We start from the raw sequence: 24,270 nt of genomic DNA, 5'->3' as shown, positions 1-24,270 counted from the left end.
AAGCGCCGGACGGCCGGTGGGGGACGGGGAGAGATGAGCCAGGACGGCGCGCACGGCCGGTATGCGGGGCAGGCCCTCGCCGGCGGCCGCTACCAGCTGCGGGATCTGCTCGGCGAGGGCGGTATGGCCTCGGTGCACCTGGCGTACGACGCCGTGCTCGACCGCCAGGTCGCGATCAAGACACTGCACACCGAGCTCGGCCGGGAACAGGCGTTCCGTGAGCGTTTCCGCCGCGAGGCCCAGGCCGTGGCCAAGCTCACGCACACCAACATCGTCTCGGTCTTCGACACCGGCGAGGACGATCTCGGCGGCACGGCCATGCCGTACATCGTCATGGAGTACATCGAGGGCCGCCCCCTGGGCTCGGTCCTCGACGAGGACATCCGGCAGTACGGCGCGATGCCCGCCGACAAGGCCCTGAAGGTCACCGCCGACGTGCTGGCGGCACTGGACATCAGCCACGAGATGGGGCTGGTCCACCGCGACATCAAGCCGGGCAACGTGATGGTGACCAAGCGTGGTGTGGTCAAGGTCATGGACTTCGGCATCGCCCGCGCCATGCAGTCCGGGGTCACCTCGATGACCCAGACCGGCATGGTCGTCGGCACCCCGCAGTACCTCTCGCCGGAGCAGGCCCTCGGCCGCGGCGTGGACGCCCGCTCCGATCTGTACTCGGTCGGCATCATGCTGTTCCAACTGGTCACCGGGCGGCTGCCGTTCGACGCGGACTCGCCGCTCGCGATCGCGTACGCGCACGTGCAGGAGGAGCCGGTCGCGCCCTCCACGATCAACCGGTCCCTGCCGCCGGCGGTGGACGCGCTGGTCGCCCGCGCGCTGAAGAAGAACCCGAACGAGCGCTTCCCGACCGCCGAGGCCATGCGCGACGAATGCCTGCGCGTCGCCGCCTCCTTCCAGGCGGCCGCGCCGAGCATCGTGCCGGGCGCCGCGCAGACGCAGAGCGGCTCGGGCGTCGGCTCGGCGGTGTTCCCGCCGGTCGACCAGACCGCCCAGCAGGCCCCCGGCCCGGTGCAGACGCCGTACCAGCCGGGTCCGTACGGCGCACCGCAGACCCCCGCCCCGGCCGCCTACGGCTACCCGCAGCAGGGCGGCTACCAGACGCCGCCCCCGGCGGGCTACGCCCCGCAGGCCGCGCAGGCCCCGACCCCGCCTCCGTACGGGGTCACGGCCCCGACTGCCCAGACGGTCACGCGCACCGCCGGCTCCGGCGGCGGCAAGAGCAACAAGCCGGTGATCATCGGCTCGATCGCGGTGTCGCTGGTCGCGGTCGTCGGCCTGATCGTCGCGCTGACCCTGAACAGCGGCGGCAACGACAACAACGCGGGCGGCGGCGGTGCGAGCGCCTCGTCGTCCACCTCGCACAAGGCCGGCTACCGAGGCCCCGACACCACCCGGGTCATCGACAAGACCAAGTGCACCGAGCCGACCGAGTCCTACGACGACACGAAGAAGGTCGAGCTGCCGGACTTCCGGTACAAGGACATCAACTCGGTGAAGGCGTGCTTCCAGGCGGCCAGCTGGAAGTACCAGATCACGCCCGTGAACGACAACACCTGGGGCGACGGCACGGTGCTGGACGAGTTCCCCGCCGCGGGGACGTCCGTCGACCCGAAGGACCCGGGCACCGTCCAGCTGAAGGTGTCGAACGGCAATCCCGCCTGAAATCGCCGCGAACTGAAGCAAGCTGACGCTTCTTCTCGACGGCGGCAACGGTTCCGCGGAACGAAGAACGGGCCCGGCACTTTCCGTGCCGGGCCCGAGTCGTGCACGGCGCGGGCCGCATCGTCACTGGTACGGGCCGGTCACCACCGGTCCGGATGCGGCGTCACCGGTACGGTCCGGTCGTCACAGGTACGGTCCGCCCGCTCGGCCGCCCGTGTGCGGGTCGTCGCCCTCGTGCCCCGTGACACCGGGCGGCAGCGCGCGGCGCATCTGCTCCAGTTGGGCCCGCGCGGCCATCTGCTGGGCGAAGAGAGTCGTCTGGATCCCGTGGAAGAGGCCTTCGAGCCAGCCCACCAACTGGGCCTGCGCGATCCGCAGTTCCGCGTCGCTCGGGGTGGCGTCGTCGTTGAACGGCAGGGAGAGCCGCTCCAGTTCCTCGACCAGTTCCGGCGCCAGGCCGTCCTCCAGCTCCTTCACCGAGCTGGCGTGGATCTCCTTCAGCCGGACCCGGCTGGCCTCGTCCAGAGGAGCCGCGCGCACCTCCTCCAGGAGCTGCTTGATCATGCTGCCGATCCGCATGACCTTGGCCGGCTGTTCCACCTGCTCCGTCACCGGGATCTCGCGGGAGTCCTCGTCCCCGTTGCCGCCGCCGAGCGCCATTCCGTCCTGGCCCACGACGAGGATCTGAGGATTCTCCGGCGACCGTTCGTTTCTCGGCATCTCCATGCCGCCATTCTCTCGCACCCGTACACCTCATCACCGTGGTGCCCCCTCCTGGGAGTGATCCACCGTTTCGACCCGACGGAGCATTCTGAAATGCCCTGATTGTCAATAAATGTGAGGCTTATTTCTGCCGGTCATCCATCGATCACCGCATCCCGGCTCCGGGAGGTCACCGACGTGACTCCATGGCTGCGACTCACCCTCCGCTCCATACGACTGCTGCTCGCCCTCGCCGTGCCGGCGGCCCTGCCCGCGTACGGCACCGGCACCGCGTACGCCCTGCCCGTCTGCGCGGCCGACCCCGGCCCGGGGACCGCGGCCGGCCCGAACCGCCCGCACCACTCCGGGTCCAGCTCCAGCTCCAGTCACGCGAAGCGTCCTGGCCACGCGGCTCAGCCGAACGGCTCGGGCGGCCTGGGCAGCCCGCCCGGCTCGGTCAGTTGCCGACCGGACGGCCCGGGGCATCGGCCAGGGAATCCGGATCACGGCGAGCGGGGCAGCCGGGGCTCTCCCAGCCCGGCCGCTTCGCCCCTCCCCATGCCCTCCGGCTCCTCCTCGGCCTCGCACCACTCCGGGGCCGCCGACCCGACCCGGGCGGGCAGCCTGGCGGGCGAGGGGCGGCTACGGCCGGGCCGGCCGGACGGGCCCGCGGCCGAGGTGGAGGGCGGTGACGCCCCCGTGCCGACCCGGGCCCCCGGCGCGGGCCGGTCGGAGGAGCCGGAGACCGCGGACCTCCCCGTCGTGACGCCGACGGCCCCGGACGCCTCCGGCGACTCCGGTCACGACCGGACCCCGGCCCGCCACGCCGCCCCCCAGGGCGAGACCGCCACGGAGCCGGTACTCCAGCTCCTCCCGCTGGGCAGCGGCCTGGTCCTCATTGGCCTGGGCCTGGCGTTCCTGGGCCTGAGACTCCGCAGGGGCTGACGGCGGCGGACGGCCGCCCAGGATCGCCGATCGGGCACCGCTCCCTACGGCACCACCAGCAGCACCTTGCCCACGTGGCCGCTGGCCTCCAGGACCCGGTGGGCCTCGGCCGCCTCCGGCATGGGAAGTTCGCGGTCGACGACCGGGCGGACGCGACCGGAGGCGATCAGGGGCCACACGTGCTCGCGGACGGCGGCGACGATGGCCGCCTTCTCACCGAGCGGCCGGGCACGCAATGATGTCGCGCTGACCGCGGCCCGCTTGCTGAGCAGGGTGCCGATGTTCAGCTCGCCCTTCGCCCCGCCCTGCAGGCCGATGATGGCGAGCCGGCCGCTGACGGCGAGCGCCTCGACGTTGCGCTCCAGGTACTTCGCCCCCATGTTGTCGAGGATCACATCGGCCCCGGCGCCCCCGGTGGCCTGCTTGATCTCGGCGACGAAGTCCTGCTCGCGGTAGTTGATCAGGATGTCCGCGCCGAGCTCGGCGCAGCGCTCCAGCTTCTCCTTCGTCCCGGCGGTCACCGCGACCTTGGCGCCGACGGCCTTGGCGAGCTGGATGGCCATGGTGCCGATGCCGCTGGAACCGCCGTGCACGAGCAGCGTCTCGCCGGGCCGCAGGTGGGCGACCATGAACACGTTGGACCAGACGGTGCACACCACCTCGGGCAGCGCGGCCGCCTGCGTGAGGTCGATGCCCTCGGGCACGGGCAGCAGCTGCCCGGCCGGTACGACGACCTTCTCGGCGTAGCCGCCGCCCGCGAGCAGTCCGCACACCGCGTCGCCGACGGCCCAGCCGGAGACTCCGGGGCCGAGCGCGGCGATCCTGCCGGAGCATTCCAGGCCGGGGTAGGGGGAGGCGCCGGGCGGCGGGTTGTAGAAGCCCTGCCGCTGCAGGACGTCGGCACGGTTGACGGCGCTGGCCACCACCTCGACCAGCACCTCGCCCTCGCTGGGCACCGGATCCGGGGCCTCCGCCCACACCAGCGCCTCGGGACCACCAGGTTCGGGAATCGTGATCGCATGCATGCCGGTGACGCTACTCCCCGTGGGTGCCCTGTCCCGGGCAGGCTCCCCAGGCGTGCGTTCCCGGTCCCGGTGCTCAGTCGAGCGGCAGCGGCCGGATGCCCGGGGCGGCCCGGTTGCCGGGGGACGCGCGGACGATGGTGATGAGCCGGTCGGTCAGCTGGAGGGCGCCGACGGCCGGGTCGTCGTAGCCGAGCAGCCGGTGTCCGCGTACGACGCTCACGACGAGGTCGTCGGCCTCGCGCGGCCGCTTGCCCACCTCGCCGCGCACCACCGGCCGTTCGACGAGGTCCAGGCCGCTGCCCTGCTGGATCAGGTCCTCCATGACCAGGCCGGCGGCGGGGCTGAGCACGGACAGGCCGAGCAGCCGGCCGGCCGCGCTGGCGCTGGTGATGACGGCGTCGGCGCCGGACTGCTTGAGCAGCGGGGCGTTCTCCTCCTCGCGCACGGCGGCCACGATCTTCGCGCCCCGGTTCAGCTGGCGGGCCGTCAGTGTGACGAGGACGGCGGTGTCGTCGCGCTGCGGCGCCACGATGATCTGCCGGGCCTTGTGCAGCTCGGCGCGCCTGAGCACGTCGCTGCGGGTGGCGTCGCCCATGACCCCGGTGTAGCCCTCGGCGGTCGCCGCGTCGACGGCCTTGGCACTGGGGTCGACCACGACCACCTGTTCTGTCCTCAGCCCGGTCGCACAGACGGTCCGGATCGCCGACCGCCCCTTGGTGCCGAAGCCGATGACGACGGTGTGATCCCGCAACGTGCGTCTCCATCTCATGTGTGGTCCGACGCCGACTCCGGGCGCCAAGGGCAACAATGGCAAAACGGTCTCCAGCGTCACGACACGGACAGCAGAGGAAACGCACGATGAGTGCCCCAAGGCAACCAGGCTCGGACAGGACTCGCCTTCCCCTCCTCCGGTCCCTTCGCCACTGGTCCAGAGCCGAGGACGGCCAGTCGGTCCGGTTGCCGGTCGGCGTGACCGTACCGCCTCTCCAACAGGTGCTCCGGCGCCTGGCCGTGGCGATGCTGGTGCTCGTCCTCACGACACTGGTCGTGTGGCTGGACCGTAGCGGGTATCAGGACAACGCGGACGGCAAGGTGGATCTGGTCGACTCCGCGTACTACGCGACCGTCACCCTCTCCACCACCGGATACGGCGACATCACCCCGGTCAGCCACGGCGCCCGCCTCGCCAACATCTTCGTCATCACGCCCCTGCGCGTGCTGTTCCTGATCATCCTGGTCGGCACCACGCTGGAGGTCCTCACCGAGCGCACGCGCAATCAGGTCCGGATCGAACGCTGGCGCGCTCGCATCCGCGATCACGTCGTCGTGGTGGGCTACGGCACGAAGGGCCGTCATGCCGTCGAGACCCTTCTGGGGCAGGGGACGCCAAGGGAACAGATCGTCGTGGTCGACCCGCAGAAGAAGGCGGTGGACCTGGCCACCAGTGACGGGCTTACCGCGGTACACGGCGACGCCACGCGCACGGAGACGCTGAGCAGAGCCGAACTTCACCGGGCAGCTCACGTCATCGTGGCTCCCCAGCGCGACGACACCGCGACCTTGGTCACCCTCACTGCTCGGCAGCTCAACAGGAGCGCCTCGATCGTCGTCGCCGTCCGAGAGGACGAGAACGTGCCGCTGCTGAAGCAGAGCGGCGCCAACGCAGTGATCACCAGCTCCAGTTCGGCCGGCCGGTTGCTCGGCGTGGCGATGTCCAGCGCGCACAGCGCGGACGTCCTCGAAGACCTCATGACGTACGGGAGCGGACTGGATCTTGTGGAGCGCCCGGTGTCCCCGGGTGAGGTGGGGCACTCTCCACGTCAGAGCCCTGATCTGGTCGTCACCGTCATGCGGGGCAAGGAGATGCTGGACCATGCCGATCCCCGAGCGGAAACCCTTCGGGCCGGGGACCGGCTGATCACCATTCAGCGTGCTGCGTCCCGGCCCGGACGTTTCACGTGAAACACACCCCGATCCCGGCGCTCGCCCACGGCAGATCCAGCAGCTCGGTCTGCGCACCCTGCGCTGCCCCGCCGGGCGGTACGACGGCCAGCGCGTCGGCGGCGGCGACCCCGCGGAGCATGGCCGGGCCGTTGTAGTGCAGCGGTACGGCACAGTCGCCGCGCAGCACCACGGGGACGAGCCGGGTGTCGTGCGGGTGCCCCTGGACCGCCTCGGTCAGCGGCACCGCGTACCGCTCGGGGGCCGGATGGGCGGCGAGGGTGCGCAGCAGCGGCTCGGCGAGCGTGAGCAGGCCGGAGACGGCCGCGAGGGGATTGCCGGGGAGGCCGACGAGATGCTGGTCGGCCTTGGTGCGGGCCAGCAGCATGGGGTGACCGGGCCGCACCGTGACCCCGTCGACGAGGAGTTCGGCGCCGATGCGGTCCAGGGTCGGGTGCACATGGTCACGCGGGCCCGCGGCGGTGCCGCCGGTGGTGACGATCAGGTCGGCGTCGGAGCCGGTTACGGCCCGGTACAGGACCTCGGCGTCGTCGCCGATCCGCTGCATCGCGACGACTTCGGCGCCGAGCGCACGCAGCCACGGCGGCAGCAGGGGGCCGAGCGCGTCCCGGATCAGCCCGTCGTGCGGCAGCCCCTCGGTCAGCAACTCGTCGCCGAGGACGAGGACTTCGGCGCGCGGCCGGGGTACGGCGGTGACGGTGTCGTATCCGGCTGCGGCGGCAAGGCCGAGGACGGCAGGGGTGACCAGGGTGCCGATGGGCAGCAACTGGTCGCCGCTGCGGCACTCCTGGCCGCGCGGGCGGATGTCCTGGCCGTGCGCCAGGTCCCCGGTGGCGTGCAGCCGGCCCTGCATGTCGGTGTGGCCGTGCTCACCGCGCAGGACCGCGGTGGTGTCGGCGGGAATGCGGGCGCCGGTCGCGATGCGCGCGGCCTCGCCGTCGGTGAGCGGCTCGGGCAGGCCGTGCCCGGCGAGCACGGCCTCGCCACGCACCAGCCAGGGGCCGGGTCCGGCGACCGCCCAGCCGTCCATCGCGGAGGTGTCGAACGAGGGCAGGTCGGTGAGGGCGTCGAGGGGAGCGGCCAGGACCAGGCCGAGGGCGTCGCCGAGCGGCACGGAGACGGGGGCGCGGCGGGGGCGGGTGCGCGCGGCGCGGGCGGCGGTCTCGCGGGCCTGGTGCCAGGGGGTGGCCCGGTGCCGTTCGCCGTCTGTGTCGGGCTCCGGAGCGGACGTCTGGCCCGCGTTGTCGTCCCTGGGTTGTCTCACGAGGGCGAGGGCCTCCTCCAGGTCGAGGTCGTCGCTGTCCTGCGCGGGCGCCCCGGTCCGGGTGCCGGGGGCGGTCATCCGGCGTCCGGGGTGCCCGGGCCGCTGCCGTCCCCGCCTCCGGCCTTCGCCTCGTTCTCCTCTTCCCAGCGCAAGGCCAGCGCGGTGGCCTTGCGGGCGGCCTCGGCGACGGCCTCGGGGCCTCCCTTGCCCTGGGCCGCGGCGTAGCCGACGAGGAAGGTGGTCAGCGGGGCGGCGGGCCGGGCGACACCGTGCGCGGCGTCCCGGGCCAGGTCGAGCAGAACGCCGGTGTCGACGTCGAGGTCGATGCCCAGCTCGTCCTTGACTGCGGAGATCCATTCATCCAACACGTGCCCATGCTCCCTGATGCGTGCCCTGGCGTCGGCGATGTCGTCCCAGGTGTCGCAGTCGAAGGACGCGAGCGGGTCCGGGACACGGGTGAGGCGGAGGGCACCGGTCAGCCGGCGCAGGGGCAGCCCGGTCAGGCCGTCGGCCCCGGCCGCGAGGGCGCCCAGTTCACGGCGCAGCGCGCCGGTGCGGTAGGCGGCGACGAGCGGCTGGTCGCGGCCGCCCGCGTCGGTGAGCAGCGCGCCGTCGGCGCCGCTGTCGCGCAGGGCGGCCAACAGGCGCTGGAGGGTGGCGGGTTCGAGGAAGGGCAGGTCGGCGGAGAGCACGGCGACATGCTCGGCGGTGGTCAGGCGCAGTCCTGCCGCCAGCGCGGCGACCGGTCCGGCGCCGGGCGGCTCCTCGCGCGTCCAGAGCACCGGCCGCGCGGTGCGCCGCCGGGCGGCCACGACGACCGTCGTACGGGCGCCCGCGCAGGCGGTGAGCACCCGGTCGAGCAGGGCCCGGCCGCCGACCCGCAGCCCGGGCTTGTCGGCCCCGCCGAGCCGCCGGGCGGCGCCGCCGGCCAGCACGACGGCGTCGTACGGCGCGGGCGTCCCGGGCATGGCGGGGGCGTTGTGGCTCATCCCCCGAGTATGTCCCGCCCAGGCCTGCTTGTATGCGCCGCGCCGGTCTCCCGCGGACGGCCCGCGGGTGCCGCGGGGCCGTTCGCGGGGACCCGGTGCCGGGTACCCGCGGGTGTCACAGGGTGCGCAGGAGCACCGCCGGCTGCTCCACGCAGTCCGCCACGTACCGCAGGAAGCCGCCGGCCGTGCCGCCGTCGCACACCCGGTGGTCGAAGGTGAGCGAGAGCTGGACGACCTGGCGCACCGCCAGCTCGCCCTCGTGCACCCAGGGTTTGGGGACGATGCGGCCGACGCCGAGCATGGCCGCCTCGGGGTGGTTGATGATCGGGGTGGAGCCGTCGACGCCGAAGACCCCGTAGTTGTTCAACGTGAAGGTCCCGCCCGTGAGTTCCCCGGGCGTCAGGGTGCCGGTGCGGGCGGCCTCGGTGAGGCGGGCGAACTCGGCGCTCAGCGCCTCGGCGTCGCGCGCGTGGGCGTCCCGGACGACCGGCACGACCAGCCCGCGTTCGGTCTGCGCGGCGAATCCGAGGTGGACGTGGTCGAGCCGGACGATCTCGCGGGCCTCCGTGTCGACGAAGGAGTTCAGCTCGGGGAAGCGGGCGAGGGCGGCGGTGCAGATCCGGGCGAGGAGCGCGAGCAGGGAGATCCTCGGGCTTCCAGCGGCGTTCATCGCGGCACGCGCGCGCATGAGTTCGGTCGCGTCCGCGTCCACCCAGCAGGTGGCGTCCGGGATCTCCCGGCGGCTGCGGGAGAGCTTGTCGGCGACGGCTCCGCGCACGCCCTTGAGGGGGACGCGGACCCCCGCGGCGTGCGGGGCCGGGGAGGCGGGGGCGGACACGGCCGGGACGGCGGGTGCCGCCGCGGTCGGTGCCTCGGCCCAGCCGTTGCCCTGGGCTGTCCTGGCCCGCAGTACGCCCTCGACGTCCGCGCGCAGGATCAGTCCGTCCGGGCCGGAGCCCGCCAGCTGCCGCAGGTCCACGCCGCCCTCACGGGCGAGCCTGCGCACCAGCGGGGAGATCACGGGCACGGGGCCCTCCGTGTGGAGCGCGGTCACGGGTACGGCGGCAGCGACGAGCGAGGCCGGGGTCCCGTTCCGCCCTGCCGCTGCGCCTGGGACTGGTGTGCCGTTCCCTGCGGTCCTCGTGCCCGCACCGTCGGCCGCCATCGGCGCCGGCCGCAGCCTCCGGCGTCGCGCGGGCGCGTCCGAAGTGCCGTATCCGACCAGGACGTTGCCGGAGCCCTCGGGCTCGGTGTGCGACGCCGGTTCACCCACCGCGACCGTCAGCAGCGGGGCGCCGACGGGCAGTTCGGTGCCCTCCTCACCGAAGCGGGCGGTGACCACGCCGCCGTAGGGGCAGGGCACCTCGACCATGGCTTTGGCCGTCTCGACCTCGACGACCGGCTGGTCGACGGCGACGACGTCACCGATCTGGACGAGCCAGCGGACGATCTCCGCCTCGGTGAGTCCTTCGCCGAGGTCGGGGAGCTTGAACTCCAGCACCTGTGCCATCAGCCCTCGGCCTCCCACTGCAGCCGGGCCACGGCGTCCAGGATGCGGTCGACGCCGGGCAGGTGGTGCCGCTCCAGCATGGGCGGCGGGTAGGGGATGTCGAAGCCGGCCACGCGCAGCACGGGCGCCTCCAGGTGGTGGAAGCAGCGCTCGGTGATCCGGGCCGCTATCTCGCCGCCCGGTCCGCCGAACCCGGTGGACTCGTGGACGACGACCGCACGTCCGGTGCGCCGGACGGCCGCGCAGACCGTCTCGTCGTCGAACGGCACCAGGGAGCGCAGGTCGACCACTTCCAGGTCCCAGCCCTCGGCCCGGGCCGCCTCGGCGGCCTCCAGGCAGACCGGCACGGAGGGGCCGTAGGTGACGAGGGTGGCGCTGCGGCCCGGCCGGCGCACCACCGCGCGGCCGATGGCCTCCACGTCGGTCGGGTGCTCGGGGTTCCAGGTGTCCTTCGACCAGTACAGCCGCTTGGGCTCCAGGAAGACCACCGGGTCGTCCGAGGCGATCGCCTGGCGCAGCAGGCCATAGGCGTCGGCGACGGTCGCGGGCGTGACGACGTGCAGGCCCGGGGTGGCCATGTAGTAGGCCTCGGAGGAGTCGCTGTGGTGCTCGACGCCGCCGATGCCGCCGCCGTAGGGGACGCGGACGGTGATCGGCAGCGGCATCCGGCCGCGCGTGCGGTTTCGCATCCGGGAGACATGGCTGATCAGCTGCTCGAACGCCGGGTAGGCGAAGGCGTCGAACTGCATCTCCACCACCGGGCGCAGGCCGTACATGGCCATGCCGACGGCCGTGCCGAGGATGCCTGCCTCGGCGAGCGGGGTGTCGGTGCAGCGGTCCTCGCCGAACTCCTTGGCGAGGCCGTCGGTGACCCGGAAGACGCCGCCGAGCGCGCCGACGTCCTCGCCCATGACGTGCACACCGGGGTCGGCGGCCATCGCGTCGCGCAGCGCGCGCGTGAGAGCCTGCGCCATGGTGGCGGGCTTGACGGCGACGGTGGTCATCGGGCGCCGCCTTCCCGCTCGCCGTGCTGCTCCTGCTCGGCGTCCAGCTCGGCCTGCAACAGGGCGCGCTGTTCCCGCAGTTGGGCGGTGGTCTCGGCGTAGACGTGGTCGAAGAGGGCCATGGGGTCCAGTTCCGGATCGCGGTTCATGCGGGCGCGCAGGGAGGCGGCCATCTCCTCGGCGTCCTGCCGGGCGGCCTCCTTGCCGGCCTCGTCGATCAGTCCCCGCGCGGTCAGCTCCGCCTCCAGCAGCTCGATCGGGTCGTGCGCGCGCCAGGCCTCGACCTCGGTGTCGCCGCGGTAGCGGGTGGCGTCGTCGGCGTTGGTGTGGGCGTCGATGCGGTACGTCACCGCCTCCACCAGGGTGGGTCCGCCGCCCGCGCGCGCGTGCTGCACGGCGTCGCTGAGGACCTCGTGGACGGCCGCCGCGTCGTTGCCGTCGACCAGCCGGCCCGGCATGCCGTATCCGACGGCCTTGTGGGCCAGGGAAGGCGCAGCGGTCTGCTTGGCGAGCGGGACGGAGATGGCGAAGCCGTTGTTCTGCACGAGGAAGACGACCGGCGCCTGCCAGACGGCGGCGAAGTTCAGCGCCTCGTGGAAGTCGCCCTCGCTGGTGCCGCCGTCGCCGACCAGGGCGAGGGCGACGACGTCGTCGCCCTTGAGGCGGGCGGCGTGCGCGAGGCCGACGGCGTGCGGCAGCTGGGTGGCCAGCGGGGTGGACAGGGGGGCCACACGGTGGGTGTGGGGGTCGTAGCCGGAGTGCCAGTCGCCGCGCAGCAGCGTGAGCGCCTCGACGGGGTCCACACCCCGGGCGACGACGGCGAGCGTGTCGCGGTAGCTGGGGAAGAGCCAGTCGCGTTCCTGGAGGGCCAGCGCGGCGGCGACCTGGCAGGCCTCCTGGCCGGTGCTGGAGGGGTAGACGGCGAGTCGGCCCTGTTTGGTGAGCGCGGTGGCCTGGGTGTTGTAACGGCGGCCGCGGACCAGCTGGGCGTAGAGCCGGCGCAGCAGGTCGGGGTCGGCCTTGGCGGCCGTCCGGGTGCCGAGGACGCGGTAGGGCTCGGCCTCGGGCAGCAGCGGCGCGGGGTCCGTACGGGGCTGCCAGGCGGGCGGCGGCGAAGGCCGGTACGCGCCTCGCTGCTCCATGACCGTCATGACGGCACCTCCTCGTGGGAGCGGCTACGGGAAGCGGGTCGACGGTGACCCGTCCCACCTACCGATTGTTCGGTCGTCGGCACATTTTGGCTACAGGCACCTTCAGGCTGTGGACAAACGGTTCTCCACAGCCTGGAATGAACGCAGGACGTCCACGGCGAGGGAGCGGTGGGACATGGCAGCTGAACAATTGGCCGAGGGACCGCAGAACGGCGTCCCGCTGCCGCCCCCGCGACCGCTGGACGCCATCGATCAGGACATCCTGAAAATCCTCCAGGGCGACGGCCGCGCCTCGATACGTGCGGTCGCCGAACGCGTCCACGTCTCGCGCGCCAACGCGTACGCGCGGATCAACCGGCTCGTCGAGGACGGGGTGATCCGGGGGTTCGGCGCGCGCGTGGACCACGAGCGGGCGGGGCACGGCACCTCGGCGTACGTGACGCTGAAGATCGTCCAGAACACCTGGCGCACCGTCCGCGAGCAGCTCAGACAGCTGCCCGGCGCCTCGCACATCGCTCTGGTGGGCGGCGACTTCGACGTCCTGCTGCTGGTGCACACGCCCGACAACCGGGCGCTGCGCGAGCTGGTGCTCACCCGGCTCCAGGCGATCCCCGAGGTGCTCAGCACGCGCACGCTGCTGGTGTTCGAGGAGGAGGACCTGGAGCCGGAGGAGTAGCGGGCGTGCCGCCGATCAGGCGCTGCGCAGGCCGGAGAAGACGAGCCGGGCGACGGCGTCGGCCACCTCGCGCTCGCCGGCGCCGCGCGGGTCCGGCCGGTACCACTCCACGATCGAGTTGATCATGCCGAAGACCAGCCGGGTGGCCAGCCGGACCTCCACGTCGCCGCGCACGTCACCGTCGGCGGCCGCGGCCTTCAGCAGCTCGGCGACCCGGTGGTCGAAGTCGCGCCGCCGCTCCAGCGCCCACCGCTCGGTCTCGGTGTTGCCGCGCACCCGCAGCAGCAGCGTCACGTACGGCAGCTCGCCGATGAGCACCTCGACCATGCGGCGCACGACGTGCTCCAGACGCTCGACGGGCCTGCCCACACACGCGTGCTCCTCGTCGAGGATGGCGAACAGTCCGTCCAGGGCCCGGCTGACGGCCCGGCGCAGCAGCTCCTCCTTGCCGCTGACGTGGTGGTATATCGACGACTTGGAGATGCCGGCTGCCTTGGACAGGTGCTCCATGGAGGTGCCGTCGTAGCCGCGTTCGTTGAAGACCTGCACGGCGACGGACAGGAGCGTCTCCGGGGTGTACGTGTCGCGTCTGACCGTGGTCACGAGGCGCCCTCCCGCTTGTCGACGGCGTATGCGTGGCGGTAGAGCGCGAGCGAGGGCGCGTACCGTCCGGACGGGTCGCGCTCGTGCATCTCGTCCAGGACGTCGATGGCGAAGTCACGACCGAGCCTGCGGTCCCATTCGAAGGGGCCGAGCGGGTAGTTGACCCCGAGGCGCATGGCCGTGTCGATGTCCTCCTCGGTGGCCACGCCCTTGGCGACGGCGTCGTGGGCGAGGTCGATGACCCGGGCGACCGTGCGCGCGACGATCATGCCGGGGACGTCGCCGATGACGCTGACGTCCTTGCCGAGTGCCTGGAACAGGCCGGTGGCCTCGGCGAGGGTCTGCGGCGAGGTGTCGTGGACGGCGGACAGGGCGATGCGGGTGGCCGTGCGGTAGTCGAGGGCGAGGTCGAAGTAGACGACGTCCCGGAACTCCACGGAGGTCTGCCCGTCGGCGAGGACCAGCTGGCCGCCGCCGGGCAGCACCAGGCGGGTGCCGTTGTCCTCGCCCTCCTCGCGGACCGGGATGCCCGCCTCGCGGATCAGCGGGAGCAGACCGGCGGCGGGGCCGAGGTCGCCCTCGGCGATGACGTACGCGGGCGGCCGCTCCTCGTCGGCGGTGTGCGGCTCGGCCGGCTCGGCGTCCGCGGCGTAGTCGTACCAGCCGTGCCCGCTCTTGCGGCCGAGACGGCCGGACTCCACCAGCCGGCGCTGCGCCAGGGAGGGCGTGAAGCGCACGTCCTGGAAGAAGGCCTGCCACACCGAGTGCGTCACGGACTCGTTGACGTCCTGCCCGATCAGGTCGGTCAGCTCGAAGGCGCCCATCCTGAATCCGCCGGAGCCGCGCAGCACCGCGTCGATGGTGGCCGGATCGGCCGCCTGGGCCTCGTAGACGGCGAACGCCTCGGCGTAGAACGGCCGGGCGATGCGGTTGACGATGAAGCCCGGGGTGTCCGCGCAGGCCACCGGGGTCTTGCCCCAGGCGCGAGCGGTCTCGTACGCGCGCGTGGCCGACGTGACGTCGGTGGCGAACCCGGAGACGACCTCGACCAGCGGCAGCAGCGGGGCCGGGTTGAAGAAGTGCAGGCCGACGAAGCGGCCGGGATGGCGCAGGGCGCCGCCGATCGCCGTCACCGACAGCGAGGAGGTGTTGGTGGCGAGCAGGCAGTCCTCGTCGACGATGTCCTCCAGCTCGCCGAAGAGCTGCTGTTTGACGTCCAGCCGCTCCAGGACGGCCTCGACGACCAGTCCGCAGTCGGCCAGCCCGGCGAGGTCGTCGACCGGCTTCAGCCGGGTGCGGGCCGCGTCCCGGTCGGCGGCGCCGAGCCTGCCCTTCTCCACGAGCCGGTCCAGCCGGGCGCCGATCGCTTCGGCCGCGTCCCGGGCCCGCCCGGCGACGGCGTCGTACAGCCGCACGGGGTGGCCGGCGACCAACGCGACCTGGGCGATGCCCTGGCCCATGGTGCCGGTGCCGACGACGGCCACGGGGCTGCTGAGGTCGAGTGCTGTCATGTGCGCGATCCTCCCGCACGGGGTTTTCCACAGATGCGGCGGTCCCCCTTGTCCCGACCGATCGTTCGGTTACTCTAGCTCTGACGATCCCATCCCGCTGCTCTTTCTGCCAGGTCGTGAACTCGACGGAGAGTTCCCCAGACGAGGAGTTGGTCCCGCATGGCCGCCGAACTGACCGCGCCCGAGCTGATCGCGAAGCACCGGCCCACCCTGGACCAGGCGCTGGAAGCGATCCGTACGCGCGCGTATTGGTCCCCGCACCCCGAGCACCCCAAGGCCTACGGCGAGAACGGCAGCCTGGACGCGGCGGCGGGCAAGGCCGCCTTCGACGCCGTGCTGAACACCCGGCTGGACCTCGGCCAGCCCGGCACGGACGGCTGGACCGGCGGCGAGGTGTCCCCGTACGGCATCGCGCTGGGCGTGGAGTACCCGCACGCGGACGTGGACGTGCTGCTGCCCGCGATGAAGGCCGGACAGCACGCCTGGCGGGACGCGGGCGCGGAGACGCGTGCGGTGGTCTGCCTGGAGATCCTCAAGCGCATCAGCGACCGGACCCACGAGTTCGCGCACGCCGTCATGCACACCAGCGGCCAGGCCTTCATGATGGCGTTCCAGGCGGGCGGCCCGCACGCCCAGGACCGCGGCCTGGAGGCGGTGGCGTACGCGTACGCGGAGCAGGTCCGCACCCCCGAGACGGCCGAGTGGGCCAAGCCCCAGGGCAAGCGCGACCCGCTGACCCTCAGCAAGCAGTTCACACCGGCCCCGCGCGGCATCGCCCTGCTCATCGGCTGCAACACCTTCCCGACCTGGAACGGCTACCCGGGTCTGTTCGCCTCCCTCGCCACCGGCAACGCGGTCCTGGTCAAGCCCCACCCGCGCGCGGTGCTGCCGCTCGCGCTGACCGTGCAGGTCGCACGCCAGGTCCTCACCGAGGCCGGCTTCGACCCGAACCTGGTCGCGCTGGCCGCCGAGCGCCCAGGCGAGGGCATCGCCAGGCCCCTGGCCACCCGCCCCGAGATCCGGATCATCGACTACACCGGGTCGACGGCCTTCGGCGACTGGCTGGAGGCCAACGCCCGCCAGGCACAGGTCTACACGGAGAAGGCCGGCGTCAACACGGTGCTGGTGCACTCCACGGACGACTACAAGGGCATGCTGTCCAACCTGGCGTTCTCGCTGTCCCTGTACAGCGGCCAGATGTGCACCACCCCGCAGAACCTGCTCATCCCCCGGGACGGCATCCGCACCGACCAGGGCTCCAAGACCTTCGACGAGGTCACCGCGGACCTCGCCCGCGCGGTCGACGGCCTCCTCGGCGACGACGCGCGCGCGAACGCCCTGCTCGGCGCGATCGTCAACCCGGACGTCAAGGCCCGCCTGGAAGCCGCGGCCGGCCTCGGCGAAGTCGCCCTCGCCTCCCGCGAGATCACCAACCCGGACTTCCCGGACGCGGTCGTGCGCACCCCCGTCGTCGTCAAGCTGGACGGCGCGCGGAAGTACTGGGAGGGGGCGGACGACCAGGCCGCCTACATGAGCGAGTGCTTCGGCCCCGTCTCCTTCGCCGTCGCGGTCGACTCGGCGGCCGACGCGGTGGAGCTGCTGCGCCGCACGGTCCGCGAGAAGGGCGCGATGACGGTCGGCGCCTACACCACCGACCCTGAGACCGAGCGGGCCGTCGAGGAGGTCTGCCTGGAGGAGGCGGCCCAGCTGTCGCTCAACCTGACCGGCGGGGTGTACGTGAACCAGACGGCCGCCTTCTCCGACTTCCACGGCTCGGGCGGCAATCCGGCGGCCAACGCCGCGCTGTGCGACGGGGCGTTCGTGGCGAACCGGTTCCGGGTCGTCGAGGTGCGCCGGGAGGCCTAGGAAGGGGCCCCGGCAACGGCCCGAGAGGCCGAGGGCGCGCCCCCGGTGATGCTCCAGTGGTACAGCGTCATCGCCACGCTGGTGGCCAGGTTGTAGCTGGAGACCTGGGGGCGCATCGGCAGCGCCAGCAGGTGGTCGGCACGCGCGCGCAGCTCGGCCGACAGCCCGCTGCGCTCCGAACCGAACGCCAGCACGGCGTCGTCGGGCAGCGTGGTGCCCCGGATGTCCTCGCCCTCGGGGTCGAGGGCGAACAGCGGCCCGGCGGGCAGCTCCTCGACGCCGAGGCGTTCCACGGCGGTGGCGAAGTGCAGCCCCGCGCCGCCGCGCACGACGGTGGGGTGCCACGGGTCGAGCGTGCCCGTGGTGACCACCCCGGTCGCCCCGAAACCGGCGGCGAGCCGGATCACGGCCCCGGCGTTGCCCAGGTTCCTGGGGTTGTCCAGGACCACGACCGGCGCGGTGCGCGGGGTGCGGGCGAGCGCCCGCAGACTGGCCTCACGGGACGGCCGTACGGCGAGCGCGGCCACCCCGGTCGGATGGGGTCGTGGCACGAGCGAGGCGTACGTCTGCGCCGGCACCTCGGTGAGCAGGGCGTCCAGCGCGGCCCGCACGTCCTGGGCCAGTTCCTCGGCCAGGGCGAGCGCGGCCGCCCGGTCGGTGGTGACCGCCACCGGCACCTCGGCTCCGAAGCGCACGGCGTGCTTCAGGGCGTGGAAGCCGTCGAGCAGCACGGCGCTGCCGGTGTGCGCACGCCAGCGGGTCAGCGGGTCGGTCATGCCGTGAACCCTACGCGGCGCCCACCGCGCCCGGAGCGCTCTGCTCCGCCCTCTCCGGCTGCCCCGGTTCCGCCTGCGATTCCGACGAAGAGCGCGGTGCGGGCACCGTGCGCTCCCCGCGCCCGGTGATCCGCGCACGCGCGCGTGCCACCAGGGCGCCCAGCCGGCGCAGGAAGGACGTCGGCAGGAAGACCGCGTCGGCGGTGATCATCGCCAGCGAGAAGAACGGCAGGCCCAGCACGACCGCGATCACCGCGTGCTCCAGCATCATCGCCACCAGCAGGACGTTCTTGACCCGCCGGTTGAACAGGGTGAACGGGAAGGCGACCTGCACCATGACCGTCCCGTAGGCGACGATCATCATGATCGTGCCACTGGAGGACATCAGATCGGCGAGGCCCGGCCATGGCGAGAAGTAGTCCAGGTGGAGCGGATAGTAGACGGCGGTGCCGTCCTGCCAGCGCGAGCCCTGGATCTTGTACCAGCCGGCCGTCGCGTAGATCAGGCACGCCTCCGCCATGATCACGGCAAGAGCACCGTTGTGCAGGACATTGGCGACGACGTCCAGCAGGATCCGCGGGTCCCGTGCCTTCGCCCAGCGGCCGACGGCCCACCACAGGCCGAGCCCCGCCAGGACCGCCCACAGCAGCACGGGGATCAGCCAGCCGTTGTCGAACCGGCCGGTGACCGTCACGAGGACAAGCGCCAGGCCGAGCACCGCCCACAGGGCCGGCCCCAACCGGTCGGCGGGAAGCCGCTCCCCACGCGCGCGTGCCGCCTCGGCGCGCCGCGCCCGCAGCGCGTCCAGCGACCACACCTGTCCGCAGCGCGTGAACACCAGGTAGATCGACATCAGGTGCAGGACGTTGTCCCCGCCGTCGCCGACGAAGACGCTGCGGTTCTGCAGCGACAGCACGCCCACCATGAACAGCACGGACGCCGTCCGGGTGCGCCAGCCGAGCAGCAGGGCGACGCTCGCGAGGACCGCCAGCGCGTAGAAGCACTCGAACCATAGCTGCCCGTCGGTCCACATCAGGGCGGTGAAGGCGTGGTTGTCGGCCGTCAGCTCCTTGGCGAGGCTCCAGCTCCACGGTCCGGCCGGGCCGTACAGCTCCTGGCGGTGCGGGAACTCCCGCAGCAGGAACAGCAGCCAGGTCCCGGCGAACCCGATCCGGATCACGGCGCTCTGGTACGGCCCGAGCGCCGCCCCGGTCACCCGGGCGATCCCGCGCGAGAGGGTCACGGAAAGACGAGTCAGAGGGGAAGAACCGTTCACCGCACACCCCCGGCGGCCTCGTCGGCGGTCACGGTCCACCAGGGCAGCAGGCGGTAGACGGGCTGGTCGGACACGCGCTCGGGACTCCACTTCGGCGGCTGCACATTGGTGGTGCGGGAACGGATCTGCACCTGCTGGATGACGCCCAGCCTGTCGGGCGGCGCGTTCCGGTACAGACGCATCACCACGATCCGGCGCAGGTACTCCTCGGAGAGGGAGCCGCGCATGCCGACGGGCCGGTTGTCAGTACCGTGCGTGGCGGTGAAGAAGTCCCAGGCCCGGCGCAACTCGTTCTGCTCGGTGTGGCTGGGCGCCAGGTTCCCGTCGATGGCGGCACCGTCCTCGGCGGACAGATCGGTCCACCCGGTGGTCCGCAGCTCACCGCCCTTGGTCCGCACCTCGGCACGCACCTGGACGGCGATGTTCTGCTGCAACGGGTTCGGGGCGAACAGCTTCCAGTTCTGCTCGAACTCGGGGTACACCCACTCCTCGACGGCCTTGCCGTGCTGCTTCGTCACCGTGTTCGCGGGGGCGAGGCTGAGGAACACCATCAGCACATGCACACCGGCGGCCACGGCGACCGCGGCGAGGGCGAGTGCCGCGGCGATCTGGTAGCGGGGGGAGAGCGCGGCCACACCGGTACGGGGTACGGCAGGCGGCACAGCGGCAGCACCTGCCCCGGCGGCCGGTCCCGCCCCCGTCTCCTCGGCCTCGGCGCCCGGTCCGGTCACCGGGCCCGTCTGATCCGCCCGACCGAACCCGCCCGACGGGCTGGGCCCGTCTGCCCGACCGGGCTCGTTCGCCCAGCTCGGACCCTCCGCCCGGGCCGACTCGCCACAAGCCGAGTCGCCGCCTCCCGAATCGCTGCGTCCCGCGTCATCGGGCCCCACTTCACCAGGTCCCGCGTCATCGGGTTCAGGACTGCCAGGGCCGTCGGGGCCGTCGGGGCCGTCGGGATCAGCGGTTCCGGAGCGGCCGGAGCCAGACCTTCGGGTGCCCGGGTCACCGGTGTCAGGGCCGGCGCCGGCCGGAGCTTCGGCCGGGAGACGCGCCCCGGTCGGCCCGTCGGGGCCGGGCCCGGCCCCCGGGTCCTCGTCGTACGCGTCCATTCCGTTCCCGTCCCCCGTCTCGGCTCGGTCATCTCGGTTCGGCCGGCCCCGCGGCCGGCTCAGGTATGCGGCGCCCGTCCCGGGCGCCCCACGGTTCCCGCACACCACGGTGCGGCGTCCGCACGGAACGGTACTCAGCCCCGGCCGCCGAGCGCAGCCCCGGGTACGGGCCCGGGCCCGTGGTCCTCGCCACGCCGTACGGCACCGGACCCCGGCCGCACCCGCCTCCGCTCCGGTTGTCCACAGGCCGCCCACCGGAGTTTTCCACAGCGGTTGACACTCCACAGCGCCCCGGCACACCATTGACACCACACGGACCGAACGATCGGTCGGGACAGTGTTCACCGCAGAACCCGAGGTCAGGGGGACCGCAATGGCCACACCAGCCGCGCAGCGCACGGCCCGCACGGAGGCGGACGGCACGCCGGACACCGTCGACACGACGGCCTACCAGCGCGCTTTCGACGCGGCCGTGGCCGCCGACGAGCGCGTCGAACCACGCGACTGGATGCCCGACGCCTACCGCGCGACCCTGGTCCGGCAGATCGCCCAGCACGCACACTCCGAGATCATCGGCATGCAGCCGGAGGCCAACTGGATCACCCGCGCCCCCAGTCTGCGCCGCAAGGCGATCCTCATGGCCAAGGTCCAGGACGAAGCCGGCCACGGCCTCTACCTGTACAGCGCGGCCGAAACCCTCGGCACCAGCCGCGAAGAGCTGCTCGACAAACTCCACAGCGGCCGCCAGAAGTACTCCTCGATCTTCAACTACCCGACCCTGACCTGGGCCGACGTCGGCGCGATCGGCTGGCTGGTGGACGGCGCCGCGATCACCAACCAGGTCCCGCTGTGCCGCTGCTCCTACGGCCCCTACGCGCGCGCCATGGTGCGGATCTGCAAGGAGGAGTCCTTCCACCAGCGCCAGGGCTACGAGCTGCTGCTGGCCCTCAGCAAGGGCACTGCGGAGCAGCACGCGATGGCACAGGACGCGGTGAACCGCTGGTGGTGGCCCTCACTGATGATGTTCGGCCCGCCCGACGACGCGTCGCAACACTCCGCCCAGTCGATGCAATGGAAGATCAAGCGCCACTCCAACGACGAGCTGCGCCAGCGCTTCGTCGACATCTGCGTCCCCCAGGCCGAATCCCTGGACCTCACCCTCCCCGACCCTGACCTGCGGTGGAGCGAGGAGCGGGGGCACTACGACTTCGGCCCGATCGACTGGACGGAGTTCTGGGAAGTCCTCAAGGGCAACGGCCCCTGCAACGAACAGCGGATCACCCAGCGCCGCCGCGCCCACGACGAGGGAGCGTGGGTCAGGGAAGCGGCCGCCGCCTACGCCGCCAAGCACACCGGCCACACGGACGGCACACGAACCACCGGACACCGGACGACCGGACAGCAGACAGGTCACGAGACGGCTCACGAGACAGAAGCGGAGCGAGCATGAGCACCACCGACTGGCCCCTGTGGGAGGTCTTCGTGCGCTCACGGCGCGGCCTCTCCCACACCCACGCCGGCAGCCTGCACGCGCCCGACGCCGAGCTGGCCCTGCGCAACGCCCGCGACCTCTACACCCGGCGCGGCGAAGGCGTCTCGATCTGGGTGGTCCCCGCCACCGCGATCACCGCCTCCTCCCCCGACGAGAAGGACCCGTTCTTCGAACCGGCCGCCGACAAGCCCTACCGCCATCCGACCTTCTACGACATCCCGGAAGGGGTGAAGCACCTGTGACCGCCACCGCCCCGGTGACCGCCGCGCTCGCCCTCGGCGACGACGCCCTGGTGCTCTCCCACCGGCTGGGGGAGTGGGCCGGCCACGCCCCCGTCCTGGAGGAGGAGGTCGCCCTCGCCAACATCGCCCTGGACCTGCTCGGCCAGGCCCGGGTGCTGCTGTCACTGGCCGGCGACGAGGACGAACTCGCCTACCTGCGCGAGGAACGCTCCTTCCGCAACCTCCAGCTGGTGGAGCAGCCGGGCGGCGACTTCGCCCACACCATCGCCCGCCAGCTGTACTTCTCCACCTACCAGCACCTGCTCTACGCCGAACTGGCCACGGGCGACGGTCCCTTCGCGCCCCTGGCCGCAAAGGCGGTGAAGGAGGTCGCCTACCACCGCGACCACGCCGAGCAGTGGACCCTGCGCCTCGGCGACGGCACCGAGGAGAGCCACGGGCGGATGCACCGCGCCTGCGAGGCGCTGTGGAAGTTCACCGGGGAGATGTTCCAGCCGGTGGAGGGCCTCGACGTCGAGTGGACCCGCCTGGACGAGCGCTGGCGGGAGTCCGTCGAGGCCGTCCTCCGCCGTGCCACGCTGCCCGTCCCCGAGGGACCCCGCACCGGCGCCTGGTCCGCGGGCGCCGGCCGGCAGGGCCTGCACACCGAGCCGTTCGGCCGGATGCTCGCCGAGATGCAGCACCTGCACCGCAGCCACCCGGGGGCGACATGGTGACCGCCACCGCCCTGGAGGCGGAACTGCTGGAGCTGGCCGGTGCGGTGCCCGACCCCGAACTGCCCGTGCTCACCCTGCGGGAACTGGGCGTACTGCGCGCGGTGCACGTCCAGGGCACCGACACGGTCGACGTCGACCTGACCCCCACCTACACCGGCTGCCCCGCCATCGAGGCGATGTCCCTCGACATCGAGCGGGTCCTGCGCGCCCACGGCATGCGCGAGGTCACGGTCCGCACGGTCCTCGCACCCGCCTGGACCACCGACGACATCACCCCCGAAGGCCGCCGCAAACTCCGGGAGTTCGGCATAGCTCCCCCGCGCGTACGAGACGGCTCCGACCCGGTGCCGCTGTCCCTCGGCCCGACCCGAACGATCGCGACACACGCCGCGGCCGACCCGGACCCCGTCCGCTGCCCGCACTGCGGATCGGCCGACACGGAGCTGCTGAGCAGGTTCTCCTCCACGGCCTGCAAGGCGCTGCGCCGCTGCCTGGCCTGCCGTGAACCGTTCGACCACTTCAAGGAGTTGTGATGGCGCGCTTCCACCCGCTCCAGGTGGCCGCGGTCGACCGGATCACCGACGACGCCGTCGCCCTCACCCTCACCGTCCCGCCCGCCCTGCGCGCGGAGTTCCGGCACGCACCCGGCCAGCACCTGGCCCTGCGCCGCAGAGTCGACGGCACGGAGATCCGGCGAACCTACTCCATCTGCTCCCCCGCCCCCGACCCGGCCGGCCCGGGCCCGGACACGCTGCGCGTCGGTGTACGGCTCGTGGAGGGCGGCGCCTTCTCCGCCTACGCGCTGAAGGAGATCAACGCCGGCGACGAGCTGGACGTGATGACCCCGGCCGGCCGCTTCACCCTGGACCCGGCGCCGGGCCTGTACGCGGCGATCGTCGGCGGCAGCGGCATCACCCCGGTGCTGTCCATCGTCACCACCCTGCTGGCGCGCGAGCCGGAGGCCCGGTTCTGTCTGATACGCGGTGACCGTACGGCCGCCTCGACGATGTTCCTGGAGGAGGTCGCCGATCTGAAGGACCGCTACCCGGAGCGGTTCCAGCTGGTGACCGTGCTCTCCCGGGAGGAGCAGCAGGCGGGCCTGCCGTCCGGCCGGCTCGACCGGGAGCGGCTGACCGCACTGCTGCCCGTGCTGCTGCCGGTCGAGCGGGTCGCGGGGTGGTTCCTGTGCGGGCCGTACGGGCTCGTGCAGGGCGCGGAACAGGCACTGCACAAGCTGTCCGTGGACCGCTCCCGGATCCACCAGGAGATCTTCCACGTGGACGCGGGCTCGCCCCCGGCCGCTTCCGCCCAGTCCCCCGCGCACAGCACGGTCACCGCCCGGCTGGACGGGCGCGGCGGCAGCTGGCCGGTGCGCGACGGCGAGACGCTGCTGGAGACGGTCCTGCGCAACCGGCCCGACGCGCCCTACGCCTGCAAGGGCGGAGTGTGCGGCACCTGCCGAGCCTTCCTGGTCTCCGGCGAGGTCCGCATGGACCGCAACTTCGCCCTGGAGTCGGAGGAGACGGAAGCCGGGTATGTGCTGGCCTGCCAGTCGCATCCGCTGACGGAACAGGTGGAGCTGGACTTCGACCGCTGAGGGCTGCCCCGGCCGAATCGGGGGGTGGGGAGGGAGGGGGGAGGGGGAGGCCCCCACAAGGAGTCCCAACCCACCGAGAACCAACGCCCCTCCGCCCCTCCACCCCCCACCCCCATTCCCTTCTCCTAGAACCTGTTCTATCTTGACGCACCGTCAGATCACTCGATCCGCCGG

The 24,270-nt window shown here is 72.7% G+C and carries 22 protein-coding genes and 1 pseudogene; 10 read left to right on the top strand and 13 right to left on the bottom strand.

Translation table 11 applies throughout. From position 1 onward, the window contains the following. Window positions 1-33: 33 nt before the first annotated feature. Window positions 34-1,680, top strand: a complete 1,647-nt coding sequence (locus tag BIV25_RS43490) for a protein kinase (protein WP_071378120.1) — start codon at window positions 34-36, stop codon at window positions 1,678-1,680. A 183-nt stretch (window positions 1,681-1,863) separates the two neighbouring features. Here the strand turns inward: BIV25_RS43490 and BIV25_RS43485 are convergent, their stop codons facing one another. Next, on the bottom strand, window positions 1,864-2,406 hold the full coding sequence (locus BIV25_RS43485; protein WP_071378119.1) for a bacterial proteasome activator family protein: 543 nt from the start codon (window positions 2,404-2,406) through the stop codon (window positions 1,864-1,866). A gap of 174 nt (window positions 2,407-2,580) precedes the next feature. On the opposite strand from BIV25_RS43485, the gene BIV25_RS43480 reads away from it, so the two are divergent. Then, window positions 2,581-3,327, top strand: coding sequence for a hypothetical protein (locus BIV25_RS43480; RefSeq protein ID WP_071378118.1), 747 nt, complete (start codon window positions 2,581-2,583; stop codon window positions 3,325-3,327). Between the two features lie 44 nt (window positions 3,328-3,371). On the opposite strand, the gene BIV25_RS43475 is transcribed toward BIV25_RS43480, so the two are convergent. Together BIV25_RS43475 and BIV25_RS43470 are read right to left on the bottom strand one after the other, a co-directional pair. After that, on the bottom strand, window positions 3,372-4,352 hold the full coding sequence (locus BIV25_RS43475) for an NAD(P)H-quinone oxidoreductase (RefSeq protein ID WP_071378117.1): 981 nt from the start codon (window positions 4,350-4,352) through the stop codon (window positions 3,372-3,374). A gap of 73 nt (window positions 4,353-4,425) precedes the next feature. Next, window positions 4,426-5,118 (bottom strand): annotated as a pseudogene (locus BIV25_RS43470) (TrkA family potassium uptake protein); the annotation flags it as partial. A gap of 92 nt (window positions 5,119-5,210) precedes the next feature. Here BIV25_RS43470 and BIV25_RS43465 point away from each other — a divergent pair. After that, window positions 5,211-6,314: a TrkA family potassium uptake protein gene (locus tag BIV25_RS43465; RefSeq protein ID WP_079177270.1), complete on the top strand. Its 1,104-nt coding sequence runs from the start codon at window positions 5,211-5,213 to the stop codon at window positions 6,312-6,314. Here the strand turns inward: BIV25_RS43465 and BIV25_RS43460 are convergent. The 5 genes from BIV25_RS43460 to pdhA form a co-directional block, all read right to left on the bottom strand. Next, the gene (locus BIV25_RS43460; RefSeq protein WP_071378115.1) at window positions 6,307-7,656 is read right to left on the bottom strand and encodes a molybdopterin molybdotransferase MoeA; all 1,350 of its coding nucleotides are present in this window, start codon (window positions 7,654-7,656) and stop codon (window positions 6,307-6,309) included. The two genes, BIV25_RS43465 and BIV25_RS43460, sit on opposite strands and share 8 nt — an antisense overlap. Beyond that, window positions 7,653-8,567, bottom strand: a complete 915-nt coding sequence (locus BIV25_RS43455) for an NTP transferase domain-containing protein (protein ID WP_071378114.1) — start codon at window positions 8,565-8,567, stop codon at window positions 7,653-7,655. The genes BIV25_RS43460 and BIV25_RS43455 overlap by 4 nt, the downstream gene beginning before the upstream one ends. A 115-nt stretch (window positions 8,568-8,682) precedes the next feature. Beyond that, window positions 8,683-10,077 (bottom strand): dihydrolipoamide acetyltransferase family protein, encoded by a 1,395-nt coding sequence (locus tag BIV25_RS43450; RefSeq protein WP_071378113.1) that lies wholly within the window; start codon window positions 10,075-10,077, stop codon window positions 8,683-8,685. After that, a complete protein-coding gene (locus BIV25_RS43445; protein ID WP_071378112.1) occupies window positions 10,077-11,081 on the bottom strand; it encodes an alpha-ketoacid dehydrogenase subunit beta in 1,005 nt (334 codons plus the stop codon). Before BIV25_RS43445 ends, BIV25_RS43450 begins: the two co-directional genes overlap by 1 nt. Beyond that, window positions 11,078-12,232, bottom strand: a complete 1,155-nt coding sequence (gene pdhA, locus BIV25_RS43440) for a pyruvate dehydrogenase (acetyl-transferring) E1 component subunit alpha (protein ID WP_071378111.1) — start codon at window positions 12,230-12,232, stop codon at window positions 11,078-11,080. The genes BIV25_RS43445 and pdhA overlap by 4 nt, the downstream gene beginning before the upstream one ends. A gap of 175 nt (window positions 12,233-12,407) precedes the next feature. On the opposite strand from pdhA, the gene BIV25_RS43435 reads away from it, so the two are divergent. Next, window positions 12,408-12,908, top strand: coding sequence for an Lrp/AsnC family transcriptional regulator (locus tag BIV25_RS43435; RefSeq protein WP_107486703.1), 501 nt, complete (start codon window positions 12,408-12,410; stop codon window positions 12,906-12,908). Between the two features lie 15 nt (window positions 12,909-12,923). Here the strand turns inward: BIV25_RS43435 and BIV25_RS43430 are convergent, their stop codons facing one another. After that, window positions 12,924-13,511 carry a TetR/AcrR family transcriptional regulator gene (locus BIV25_RS43430; RefSeq protein ID WP_071378109.1) on the bottom strand — a complete coding sequence of 196 codons (588 nt, stop codon included), beginning with the start codon at window positions 13,509-13,511 and terminating at the stop codon, window positions 12,924-12,926. Further along, window positions 13,508-15,022 carry a 3-hydroxyacyl-CoA dehydrogenase gene (locus BIV25_RS43425; RefSeq protein WP_071378108.1) on the bottom strand — a complete coding sequence of 505 codons (1,515 nt, stop codon included), beginning with the start codon at window positions 15,020-15,022 and terminating at the stop codon, window positions 13,508-13,510. The genes BIV25_RS43430 and BIV25_RS43425 overlap by 4 nt, the downstream gene beginning before the upstream one ends. A gap of 159 nt (window positions 15,023-15,181) precedes the next feature. Between BIV25_RS43425 and paaN the strand changes: the two genes are divergently transcribed. Further along, entirely contained in the window at window positions 15,182-16,888 is a 1,707-nt protein-coding gene (paaN, locus tag BIV25_RS43420; protein WP_071378107.1) for a phenylacetic acid degradation protein PaaN, read from the top strand. On the opposite strand, the gene BIV25_RS43415 is transcribed toward paaN, so the two are convergent. Genes BIV25_RS43415 through BIV25_RS48690 form a run of 3 tightly spaced genes read right to left on the bottom strand, consistent with a single transcriptional unit; the run spans window position 16,885 to window position 19,671 of the window. After that, the gene (locus BIV25_RS43415) at window positions 16,885-17,664 is read right to left on the bottom strand and encodes an RNA methyltransferase (protein WP_071378106.1); all 780 of its coding nucleotides are present in this window, start codon (window positions 17,662-17,664) and stop codon (window positions 16,885-16,887) included. The genes paaN and BIV25_RS43415 overlap by 4 nt on opposite strands. A 10-nt stretch (window positions 17,665-17,674) precedes the next feature. Continuing rightward, window positions 17,675-18,922, bottom strand: coding sequence for an HTTM domain-containing protein (locus BIV25_RS43410; RefSeq protein ID WP_071378151.1), 1,248 nt, complete (start codon window positions 18,920-18,922; stop codon window positions 17,675-17,677). Window positions 18,923-18,936: 14 nt separating this feature from the next. Beyond that, the gene (locus BIV25_RS48690; protein ID WP_371273144.1) at window positions 18,937-19,671 is read right to left on the bottom strand and encodes a DUF5819 family protein; all 735 of its coding nucleotides are present in this window, start codon (window positions 19,669-19,671) and stop codon (window positions 18,937-18,939) included. A 751-nt stretch (window positions 19,672-20,422) separates the two neighbouring features. Here BIV25_RS48690 and paaA point away from each other — a divergent pair. Genes paaA through BIV25_RS43380 form a run of 5 tightly spaced genes read left to right on the top strand, consistent with a single transcriptional unit; the run spans window position 20,423 to window position 24,096 of the window. Beyond that, window positions 20,423-21,499, top strand: coding sequence for a 1,2-phenylacetyl-CoA epoxidase subunit PaaA (gene paaA, locus BIV25_RS43400; RefSeq protein ID WP_079177268.1), 1,077 nt, complete (start codon window positions 20,423-20,425; stop codon window positions 21,497-21,499). Beyond that, window positions 21,496-21,783: a 1,2-phenylacetyl-CoA epoxidase subunit PaaB gene (gene paaB, locus BIV25_RS43395; RefSeq protein ID WP_053660983.1), complete on the top strand. Its 288-nt coding sequence runs from the start codon at window positions 21,496-21,498 to the stop codon at window positions 21,781-21,783. Before paaA ends, paaB begins: the two co-directional genes overlap by 4 nt. Further along, window positions 21,780-22,499: a 1,2-phenylacetyl-CoA epoxidase subunit PaaC gene (gene paaC / locus BIV25_RS43390; protein WP_071378104.1), complete on the top strand. Its 720-nt coding sequence runs from the start codon at window positions 21,780-21,782 to the stop codon at window positions 22,497-22,499. Before paaB ends, paaC begins: the two co-directional genes overlap by 4 nt. Further along, window positions 22,493-23,032, top strand: a complete 540-nt coding sequence (gene paaD / locus BIV25_RS43385; RefSeq protein WP_071378103.1) for a 1,2-phenylacetyl-CoA epoxidase subunit PaaD — start codon at window positions 22,493-22,495, stop codon at window positions 23,030-23,032. Before paaC ends, paaD begins: the two co-directional genes overlap by 7 nt. After that, window positions 23,032-24,096, top strand: a complete 1,065-nt coding sequence (locus BIV25_RS43380) for a 2Fe-2S iron-sulfur cluster-binding protein (protein ID WP_071378102.1) — start codon at window positions 23,032-23,034, stop codon at window positions 24,094-24,096. Before paaD ends, BIV25_RS43380 begins: the two co-directional genes overlap by 1 nt. Window positions 24,097-24,270 lie beyond the last annotated feature (174 nt).

Source organism: Streptomyces sp. MUSC 14 (genome assembly GCF_001866675.1).
In the GTDB taxonomy this organism is placed as follows: Bacteria; Actinomycetota; Actinomycetes; order Streptomycetales; family Streptomycetaceae; genus Streptomyces.
The sequence above is the reverse complement of the archived record's forward strand: the minus strand, read 5'-3'. Positions and strand labels throughout refer to the sequence as shown.

Coding starts and splice junctions, on each gene's coding strand:
- BIV25_RS43490 (WP_071378120.1), top strand. CDS start 34: ATGAGCCAGGACGGCGCGCACGGCCGGTATGCGGGGCAGGCCCTCGCC.
- BIV25_RS43485 (WP_071378119.1), bottom strand. CDS start 2,406: ATGGAGATGCCGAGAAACGAACGGTCGCCGGAGAATCCTCAGATCCTC.
- BIV25_RS43475 (WP_071378117.1), bottom strand. CDS start 4,352: ATGCATGCGATCACGATTCCCGAACCTGGTGGTCCCGAGGCGCTGGTG.
- BIV25_RS43465 (WP_079177270.1), top strand. CDS start 5,211: ATGAGTGCCCCAAGGCAACCAGGCTCGGACAGGACTCGCCTTCCCCTC.
- BIV25_RS43460 (WP_071378115.1), bottom strand. CDS start 7,656: ATGACCGCCCCCGGCACCCGGACCGGGGCGCCCGCGCAGGACAGCGAC.
- BIV25_RS43455 (WP_071378114.1), bottom strand. CDS start 8,567: ATGAGCCACAACGCCCCCGCCATGCCCGGGACGCCCGCGCCGTACGAC.
- BIV25_RS43450 (WP_071378113.1), bottom strand. CDS start 10,077: ATGGCACAGGTGCTGGAGTTCAAGCTCCCCGACCTCGGCGAAGGACTC.
- BIV25_RS43445 (WP_071378112.1), bottom strand. CDS start 11,081: ATGACCACCGTCGCCGTCAAGCCCGCCACCATGGCGCAGGCTCTCACG.
- pdhA (WP_071378111.1), bottom strand. CDS start 12,232: ATGACGGTCATGGAGCAGCGAGGCGCGTACCGGCCTTCGCCGCCGCCC.
- BIV25_RS43435 (WP_107486703.1), top strand. CDS start 12,408: ATGGCAGCTGAACAATTGGCCGAGGGACCGCAGAACGGCGTCCCGCTG.
- BIV25_RS43425 (WP_071378108.1), bottom strand. CDS start 15,022: ATGACAGCACTCGACCTCAGCAGCCCCGTGGCCGTCGTCGGCACCGGC.
- paaN (WP_071378107.1), top strand. CDS start 15,182: ATGGCCGCCGAACTGACCGCGCCCGAGCTGATCGCGAAGCACCGGCCC.
- BIV25_RS43415 (WP_071378106.1), bottom strand. CDS start 17,664: ATGACCGACCCGCTGACCCGCTGGCGTGCGCACACCGGCAGCGCCGTG.
- paaA (WP_079177268.1), top strand. CDS start 20,423: ATGGCCACACCAGCCGCGCAGCGCACGGCCCGCACGGAGGCGGACGGC.
- paaB (WP_053660983.1), top strand. CDS start 21,496: ATGAGCACCACCGACTGGCCCCTGTGGGAGGTCTTCGTGCGCTCACGG.
- paaD (WP_071378103.1), top strand. CDS start 22,493: ATGGTGACCGCCACCGCCCTGGAGGCGGAACTGCTGGAGCTGGCCGGT.
- BIV25_RS43380 (WP_071378102.1), top strand. CDS start 23,032: ATGGCGCGCTTCCACCCGCTCCAGGTGGCCGCGGTCGACCGGATCACC.